The sequence below is a fragment of the Streptomyces durocortorensis genome (genome assembly GCF_016901035.1).
GTDB classification, from domain to species: domain Bacteria; phylum Actinomycetota; class Actinomycetes; order Streptomycetales; family Streptomycetaceae; genus Streptomyces; species Streptomyces durocortorensis.
Genome location: NZ_JAFEUF010000282.1, coordinates 1 through 7,826, shown reverse-complemented (window position 1 = coordinate 7,826; position 7,826 = coordinate 1). Strand labels below are relative to the sequence as shown.

9 protein-coding genes are annotated in these 7,826 nt (G+C 73.0%); 4 read left to right on the top strand and 5 right to left on the bottom strand.

The window, feature by feature from the left end:
• Both JS521_RS31320 and JS521_RS31315 read right to left on the bottom strand, forming a co-directional pair.
• Positions 1 to 638: serine/threonine-protein kinase (locus JS521_RS31320; RefSeq protein ID WP_205086303.1), on the bottom strand; the 638-nt coding region annotated here is incomplete at its 3' end.
• A 45-nt stretch (positions 639 to 683) separates the two neighbouring features.
• Positions 684 to 1,484 (bottom strand): SDR family oxidoreductase, encoded by an 801-nt coding sequence (locus tag JS521_RS31315; RefSeq protein ID WP_205086302.1) that lies wholly within the window; start codon positions 1,482 to 1,484, stop codon positions 684 to 686.
• 202 nt (positions 1,485 to 1,686) lie between these two features.
• Here JS521_RS31315 and JS521_RS31310 point away from each other — a divergent pair, with 202 nt between their 5' ends.
• From JS521_RS31310 to JS521_RS31295, 4 genes are all read left to right on the top strand, one after another.
• The gene (locus JS521_RS31310; RefSeq protein WP_205086301.1) at positions 1,687 to 2,448 is read left to right on the top strand and encodes an SDR family oxidoreductase; all 762 of its coding nucleotides are present in this window, start codon (positions 1,687 to 1,689) and stop codon (positions 2,446 to 2,448) included.
• Positions 2,449 to 2,481: 33 nt separating this feature from the next.
• Entirely contained in the window at positions 2,482 to 3,384 is a 903-nt protein-coding gene (locus JS521_RS31305; RefSeq protein ID WP_205086300.1) for a LysR family transcriptional regulator, read from the top strand.
• A 62-nt stretch (positions 3,385 to 3,446) separates the two neighbouring features.
• Positions 3,447 to 3,803 (top strand): hypothetical protein, encoded by a 357-nt coding sequence (locus JS521_RS31300; protein WP_239488109.1) that lies wholly within the window; start codon positions 3,447 to 3,449, stop codon positions 3,801 to 3,803.
• An 80-nt stretch (positions 3,804 to 3,883) separates the two neighbouring features.
• Positions 3,884 to 4,213 (top strand): nuclear transport factor 2 family protein, encoded by a 330-nt coding sequence (locus JS521_RS31295; protein WP_205086299.1) that lies wholly within the window; start codon positions 3,884 to 3,886, stop codon positions 4,211 to 4,213.
• A 19-nt stretch (positions 4,214 to 4,232) separates the two neighbouring features.
• Here JS521_RS31295 and JS521_RS31290 read toward each other — a convergent pair whose 3' ends face one another.
• The 3 genes from JS521_RS31290 to JS521_RS31280 all read right to left on the bottom strand — a co-directional run bounded on the left by JS521_RS31290 (position 4,233) and on the right by JS521_RS31280 (position 7,474).
• Positions 4,233 to 5,702: a PucR family transcriptional regulator gene (locus JS521_RS31290; RefSeq protein ID WP_239488108.1), complete on the bottom strand. Its 1,470-nt coding sequence runs from the start codon at positions 5,700 to 5,702 to the stop codon at positions 4,233 to 4,235.
• 121 nt (positions 5,703 to 5,823) lie between these two features.
• Positions 5,824 to 6,630, bottom strand: coding sequence for an SAM-dependent methyltransferase (locus tag JS521_RS31285; RefSeq protein WP_205086297.1), 807 nt, complete (start codon positions 6,628 to 6,630; stop codon positions 5,824 to 5,826).
• Complete coding sequence (locus tag JS521_RS31280; protein WP_205086296.1) at positions 6,605 to 7,474, bottom strand: helix-turn-helix domain-containing protein; 870 nt, start codon at positions 7,472 to 7,474, stop codon at positions 6,605 to 6,607. The genes JS521_RS31285 and JS521_RS31280 overlap by 26 nt, the downstream gene beginning before the upstream one ends.
• Between the last annotated feature and the right edge of the window lie 352 nt (positions 7,475 to 7,826).

The window sequence follows — 7,826 nt, the reverse complement described above, 5'->3', positions numbered from 1 at the left end:
GGGGCGAAGAGTTCGGGGGCCAGGTAGGAGGGGGTGCCGATGACGCTGCCGGTGCTGGTCACCCGGTCCGCGCCCTCGAAGGTGGCGATGCCGAAGTCGACCAGGATCGCGAGGCCGTCGTCCCGGACGAGGACGTTGCCTGGCTTCACGTCACGGTGGACGACCGACGCCGCGTGGACCGCCCGCAGCCCTTGGAGGACCTGGAGGCCGATGGTCGCGGCGCGCGGCACGGCGAGGATCCCGTCGCGGCTCAACAGGTCCGCGAGGGACCGTGCTTCGAGCAGCTTCATCACGATCCAGACCTGGTGGTCGGTCTCGACCTGGTCGTGGACCGTCACCACGTTCAGGTGCTCGATCTTGGCGATGGCCTCCGCCTCGCGCCGGGCGCGCTGCATCGCCGTCGCCTGCGTGCCCGGCCTCATGGCGTTCCGGTCGAGCAGGCCCTTGACCGCGACGTAACGGTTCAGCCGCCGGTCGTGGGCCTTCCAGACCTCGCCCATCCCGCCGCTGCCGATCCGCTCCAGCAGCTCGTAGCGGCCGTCGATCACGGTCCGGGGAGCCTCGTCGTCCGCCCGGCGGTCGGCGCGGCGCCCGTCCCGCCCGTCGTCCGCTCTGCCGACCCTGTCTTCGTTGTGCATACGCCCCCCTGTGCACTACATGGACCAGGCCAGACTAGACACCTTCTAGGCGGCCGCGCCGCCGTTGCTCTTCAGCAACTGGCCGTTGATCCACTGTCCTTCGGGGGAGCACAGGAAGTCCACCAGATGGGCGGTGTCCCGCGGGGTGCCGAGCCGCCCGAGCGGGGTGCCCCGGACCAGGGCCTCGCGCAGGTCGTCGGTCATCCACCCGGTGTCCACCGGGCCGGGGTTGACGACGTTCGCCGTCACCCCGAGGTGGGCCAGCTCGTGCGCGGCGGCCAGCGTGATGCGGTCCAGGGCGCCCTTGCTGGCGCCGTAGGGGAGGTTGCCCACGGTGTGGTCGCTGGTGAGCGCGACGATCCGGCCGGTGGCGGTGCCCGGCTCGCCGCGGAAGCGGAGCCCGTACTCCCGGATCAGCAGCCAACTGGCCCGGGAGTTCACCGCGAAGTGCCGGTCGAACGCCTCCACGGTGGTGTCCAGCAGCCCCGAGTCCACCGACTCCGCGTGCGAGAGGACGAGCGCGGTCACCGGACCGCCGAGGCGCTGTTCGGCCTCGTCGAAGATGCGGGCCGGGGCGTCGGGGTCGGTCAGGTCCGCCTCGATCGCCGCCGTACGGGCTCCGGCCTCCGCCAGCTCCTTTGCGATGGACGCGGCGGCCCCGGGCTCGGCGCCCCACTCCATCCGGCGGTCGTACGGCGTCCAGTAGGTGAAGGCGACGTCCCAGCCGGAGGCCGCCAGCCGCCGCGCGATGCCCGCGCCGATGCCGATGCTGCGGCCGACGCCGGTGATCAGGGCGACGGGGCGGGCCGGACGGGAGGCGGGCGAAGGCTGCTCGGTGATCGTCACGCGGTGATCCTTCGTGACCCGTAGACGTACGTCAATGACGTTTCCGGTCACCGCGGCGACCTGCGGCAACCCGCGCTGACCTGCGGTGACCCATCTTCCTGGTGGGCCGACACGATCTCTGTGTTTCCCCTCGGCGGCCCACGCTCCTAGCGTGGGCAACGGAAACCGCAACGAACGGTACATTTCGGAGAGAGGGATCCGCATGAGTGAGCAGCAGCAGTCGCTGAAGGGGAAGACCGCAGTCGTCGCCGGAGGCGCGAAGAATCTCGGGGGCCTGATCAGCCGCTCGCTCGGCGAGGCCGGCGCGAACGTCGTCGTCCACCACCACGGCGAGAACAGCGCCGCCGATGCCGAGAAGACCGCGGAAGCCGTACGGGGCACGGGCGCGCAGGCCCTCGTCGTACGCGAGGACCTGACCCGCGTCGAGGGGGTGCGGAGCCTCTTCGACCAGGCGCTGGACGCCTTCGGCGGGGTGGACGTCGCCGTGAACACCACCGGGATGGTGCTGCGGAAGCCGATCGGCGAGACGACCGAGGAGGAGTACGACCGCATGTTCGCGATCAACTCCAAGGCGGCGTACTTCTTCCTCCAGGAGGCCGGTGCGCGCCTCAACGACGGCGGGCGCATCGTCAGCCTGGTGACGTCCCTGCTCGCCGCGTTCACGGACGGGTACTCCACCTACGCGGGCGCGAAGGCCCCGCTGGAGCACTTCACCCGCGCGGCGGCCAAGGAGTTCGCGCCGCGCGGCATCGCGGTGAACAATGTGGCCCCGGGGCCGATGGACACGCCGTTCTTCTACCCGCAGGAGACGCCGGAGCGGGTGGAGTTCCACAAGTCCCAGGCGATGGGCGGCCGGCTGACGGAGATCGAGGACATCGCGCCGCTGGTGAAGTTCCTCGTCACCGAAGGCGGCTGGATCACCGGTCAGACCATCTTCGCCAACGGCGGCTACACGGTCCGCTGATCCTTTCCTTCTCCGGCGTACGGGAGGACCCGCGTGAGCCTGGACCTGCGCAAGCTGGAGCATCTCGTCGCCGTGGCGGAGGAGGGCGGGTTCACCCGGGCGGCCGAGCGGCTGCACCTGAGCCAGCAGGCGCTGAGCACCTCCATCCGCACCCTGGAGCGGTACGTCGGCGTCCAGCTGCTGGACCGGGGCCACCAGCTCGTCACCCCGACCCCGGCCGGGCAGGCCCTCATCGACGACGCCCGTGCTCTCGGCGCCCAGGCGCTGGCCGCCCTGGACCGCGCCCGCCGCATCGGGCGCGGGCAGGCCGGGCATCTGCGGATCGGCCACACCCCGGCGGTCACGGCCGAGGAGGTCGTGGAGCTGTTGACCCGGGCCGGTACGGAGGAGCAGGGCATCCAGGCGCACGTCCGCCAGCTCTTCCCCGACGAGCTGCGCGAGCAACTCCTCACGGGCGCCTGCGACCTGGGCCTGAGCCGGGCCATGGCCGCCGACACCGGCCTGACCCGGGCCCGGATCGCCGAACACCGCCTGCGGGTCGCCGTCCCCGCCGGGCACCCGCTCGCCGCCAGGACCGCGGTGGCCCTGGCCGATCTGGGCGGCGAGCCGCTCACGGTGTGGGGCGAGCCGGGCTCGTCCGCGTACACGGACCTCCTGATCGGCCTGTGCCGTCAGGTGGGCGTGGAGCCGGACACCCGGCGCAACCCGGTCCAGGGCACCCCGCCGGTCACCGCCGTCACCGCGACCGGCCGCCTCGCCTTCGTGACGACGCCCCCGGGGCCGGCGGCGGGCGGCGCGGCCCACGTCGTGGACCTGGACCCGCCGGTGCACGTCCCGGTCCACGCGCTGTGGCCCGCGCACACGACGTGCCCGGGGCGGGACGTCTTCCTCGAACGGACGCAGACGGAGAGAGGGAGCGGCTCCCCCGCGGAGTGACGACACCGGGGCGGCGCGCACATCAAGGGGCGGCCGATGAGGCGGCGGACCGGGGCGCGGCCGTGGAGATCGTGCACCGGCGGATCGCCGGTCTCGACGGGGCGGTCGTCGACGCGCTGCGCGCCGACCCCGAGGTGTGGGAGGCCCTGCGCGCCCTGGCCGCTCCGCTCCATGCCGAGACGGCCGCGCTGTACGGGGAGCCCGCGCCGGACTCCCTCGCCCGGCGGGCGGACCGCGTCGACCTGATCGTCGGCGGGGCCAACCGCGGTACGGCCCCCTACGGAACATCGTTCGACGAGGTCGCGCGGCGCGTCCCCGCCGCCGAGGTGCACGAGCTGCCCGGCCAGGGGCACATGGCCCACCTCCAGGGTCCGGCGGAGCTGGCCCGGCTGCTGGAGGCGCTGGCCGCCGCCGGGTGAGCGGGGTGGGGACGCGCCCGACATGCGGGGGTGAACCCGCTGACAGAGACTCGGTGGGACGAAGAAAGAGGAGGAACACCATGACCGCATCGATCAGCGACCCGGTGGTCGAGAAGTTCATCGCCACGGTGAACGCGGGCGACAAGGACGCCTTCTTCGCCGACGTGCTCACCGAGGACGCGACGATGTCCGACGACGGCAGCGAACGGGACCTGGCGGCCTGGACGGAGAAGGAGATCTTCTCCCCGAAGGCCAACGGCCGTATGAAGGTCGTGGACGCCTCCGACGACGGCCGGGTCCTCGTCGTCGACTACACGAACGACGCCTGGGGCACGATGCGGACCCGCTGGGTCTTCACGGTGACCGGGGACCGCGTCAGCCGCTTCGAGACGGGCCAGGCGCCGTCCTAGCCCTGCTCTTCGGCGCCGGTCACAGGCGCCGGTAGGTGCGGCCGCCGCGCCGGGGGAGGGCCGCCGGGTCGTCGGGACCGGTCCGGGTGGCCTTCAGCGCGAGGTGGATCTCGGCGCGCACGGTGGCGTCGGCGAGGTTCTGCGCGAGGTGTTCGGCGCACTGCGTGAGCCAGTTGGCCAGGGTGGTGCGATGGACGTGCAGCTCGGCCGCGGCGGGGGCGGTTCTGGCATGGTGCCGCAGCCAGCAGGTCAACGCGATCCGCAGGTGCGGCTCCAGACCGCCGACCAGGCCGTGGGCCCAGGCCCGTACCGCCTCGGTGTCCAGGAGTCCGGCAGGCAGCGACTCCAGCCGGGCCTGGCCTCTCCCGCTTTCGCTCCCGCTCTCGCTGTCGTCGGCGGGGGCGGAGGCGGGCGCGCGGAGGGCGAGCAGCAGATGCGCCCGTACGGTGGCGTCCTCCAGGTCCGCGCGGAACAGCCGGGAGAGTTCGCGTATCCGCGCCCGGACCGTACCGGCGGACAGGCCGAGCGCGGCGGCGGCGCGAGGCTTGCTGCCGCTACGGAGCCAGACGAGGAGCAGGTGCTGCTGGGCCGTGCTCAGCGGGTGCAGTACGGCTCCGGCCCAGCGGGCGTACGGGGCGGTGGGCAGCAGAGGGGCGAGCCGGGAGGCGCCGACGGCGTCGGCGGGGACGATGCGGCGGTCGGAGGTGGCGCTGTGCCGGGCGGCGGCGGCGTCGCTGTGGGCGGTGGACATCTCGGCCAGGGGCAGCGGTCCGGCCATGCCCGCGAGCAGGTGGTGCCGCTCGCTGACCCGGGAGACCAGGCGCAGGATCCGCCCGTCGTCGCCGCCGTGGTGGAGCTCGGCGACGACGAGTTCGCCGTCCAGCCGGCCCAGCAGGGTGCAGGCCTCCGCGTGCGGGGCGAGCGAGGGGCGCACGGCCCGCCAGAGGACCTGGTGGGCGGTGGGGACGTCGGCGCCGGTCAGCCGGTACACCGTGACATGCGTGTGCCCGCTCCCGCCCAGGGTGTCGGCGACGGCGGTGAGGTGGCCGGCCAGCAGCAGCCGGACGAGCGTGGTGTGCAGCCGCATCTGCTCGCCCCGCAGTTCCGCCGCCCGCTGACCGCGCACCTCCAGGAGGGCCGCGGTGGTCGTGGCGATGTGCGAGGCGTGCTCCGAGGGCACGGTGGGCCCGGGAGCCAGGACGAGGACGCCCCCGGCCGCCGGGCGCTGGACGCAGTACGGGTGTTCCTGCGGGGCGGCGGCCGCGTGCACCCCGTCGGCGGCCGCGGCGGCGGGGGTGCTGTAGACGGCCCCGGCGATCGGGTCGGCCAGCACCGCCCACCCCTGGACCAGCAACGCGGCCTCGGCTATCAGATGCGCCCCGGACCGGGTCGCCGCCCGCAGCAGCCGGTCCGCCGCCTCCTGACCGTACCGGGCGCCAGCGCCCGGGCAGGCGGCCTCACGACCGGTCGCGCCGGTGGTGCCAGTCATGCCTGTGGTGCCTGTGGTGCCTGTGGTGCTCATGGTCGAGCCTCTGCGGGCCGAGCGTGGGGGGGGCGGTAATGGCCGGACGGCGGCACGGCAGTCGTGGACATGGTCGTCCGGATGAGGATCAGGGGATACGGGCGACCGCGCCCCACCCGGCCCGGGCCGTGGTGGTGCCGGTGTTCGCGTCGGGCCGCCAGTTCGGCCAGGACACCATCCCCGGCTCCACCATCTCCAGCTCGTCGAAGAACGCGATGGTGGTCTCCGGCTCCCGGAAGATGTACGGGATCGCGCCGCTCGCGTTGTACTCGTCCTGGACGGCCCGGTGGGCCTCGTCGGAGGCGGTGGAGTGGCTCAGCGAGAGGTAGCTGCCGGAGGGCAGCCGGTCCACCAGCCGCCGGACCAGGGACAGCGCGTCGTCCCAGTCCACGATGTGCCCGAGGACGTCACTGATGACGAGAGCGACGGGCTGCGTCAGGTCCAGGGTCTTGGCCGCCCCGGCGAGCACGGCGTCCGTGTCGCGCATGTCCGCCTCGACGTAGGCGGTCGCACCCTCGGGCGCGCTGGTCAGCAGCGCGTGGACGTGCAGCAGCACCAGGGGGTCGTGGTCCACGTAGACGATCCGGGACTCCGGGGCTATCCGCTGGGCGACCTCGTGCGTGTTGTTCGCGGTCGGCAGCCCCGCCCCCACGTCGAGGAACTGCCGGATCCCGGCGTCCCGGGCGAGATAGGTGACGGTACGGCGCAGGAAGTCCCGGGACTCCTGCGCGAACGTCTCGATCAGCGGGTACTTCTCCCGGTAGGCGTCGCCCGCCGCCCGGTCCGCCGGGAAGTTGTCCTTGCCGCCGAGCCAGTAGTTCCAGACGCGTGCGGAGTGCGCGACGCTCGTGTCGATCTGCGCGGGCAGTTCAGGCCCATTTCCGGTCGTACTCATCCTGTAGTACCTCTCTGGTTCGGGCCGGCCGTATCGCCATCACGCACGACACGTCCAGCATTCCCTGATACGTCTGCACGGGGTGCGGGCTGTCCCACACCTCCGCCGTGCCGGGCAGCCCGCCCTCCCGCACCACGTGGTCCGCGATCTCCCGGGTCTCCACCCGGTACAGGGAGAGCGCCGGCAGGCCGGTGAGCGGATGCGGAGGGGCGTACTCGGGATGCAACTGCATCGTCACATCCCCACGCTCGGCGGTCTGTTGAAGCACTCTGACCTGCTCGCGCATGACCTCGTCGCTGCCCACGCGACAGCGCAGCGCGGTGACGGGCAGGACGGCCCAGAGCCTGGTCTGCTGCTCCTGGAGCCGCTTCTGACGCTCCACCAGGAAGTCGGCCCGCCGCTGCCGCGCGGCGGCGTCCCGGTCGGGGAACATGACCTCGTCCACGGCCATCGCGTACGCCGGGGTGCGCAACAGCAGCGGAACCAGCGCCGGATGCCAGGTGCGGACAACGCTCGCCGCGGACTCCACGCTCATGAGGTCCATCAGCCAGGGCGCCATGGCGTCCCGCCACGGATGCCACCAGCCGGGCATGTTCGCCGCGTTGAGCCGCCCCATGATGTCGTCGGTCTCCGCCGCGCCCGCCCCGTAGAGGTCGAGCAGGGCCGACACCTGCCCCACGTCGAGCGAGGTCTGCGCCTGTTCCAGCCGCCGCAGCGTCGAGGGATGCCACCCCAGCTGCGAGGCGGCCTGCGGTACGGAGAGCCCGGCGCCCTCCCGCAGGCGCCGCAGGCGGGCCACCAGGACCAGGTGCCGTGCCGTACGCCCCGACCGCTCGCGCGCCACGGCTTCCCCTTCCCCGCTCCGGTCTCCGCTCCGGCTCGATCTGACCGACATTCCGCGCAGTCTGCGCCAAGTGCACACAGCGCACCTTGCGACGCCCGCACGCCGCTCCCAAGGTAAGCATGTCCGACTCCATCACACGCCAACTCGGTGAGACCGGGCCGATCTTGCCCCCTGCCCCCGACGCCTCGGCCACCGCCCCGGCCCTCACGTGTACTCCGGCCCTCACATGTACTGCCGTTCCGTGCACCGTCGTTCCGGCGGCCCGTTCTCTGGAGCCCACCGCATGAACCACCCGACCGGCCTGACCGACCCGACTCCGCTGAACCGCCTGGCCGACGTGCCCCCCCTGACC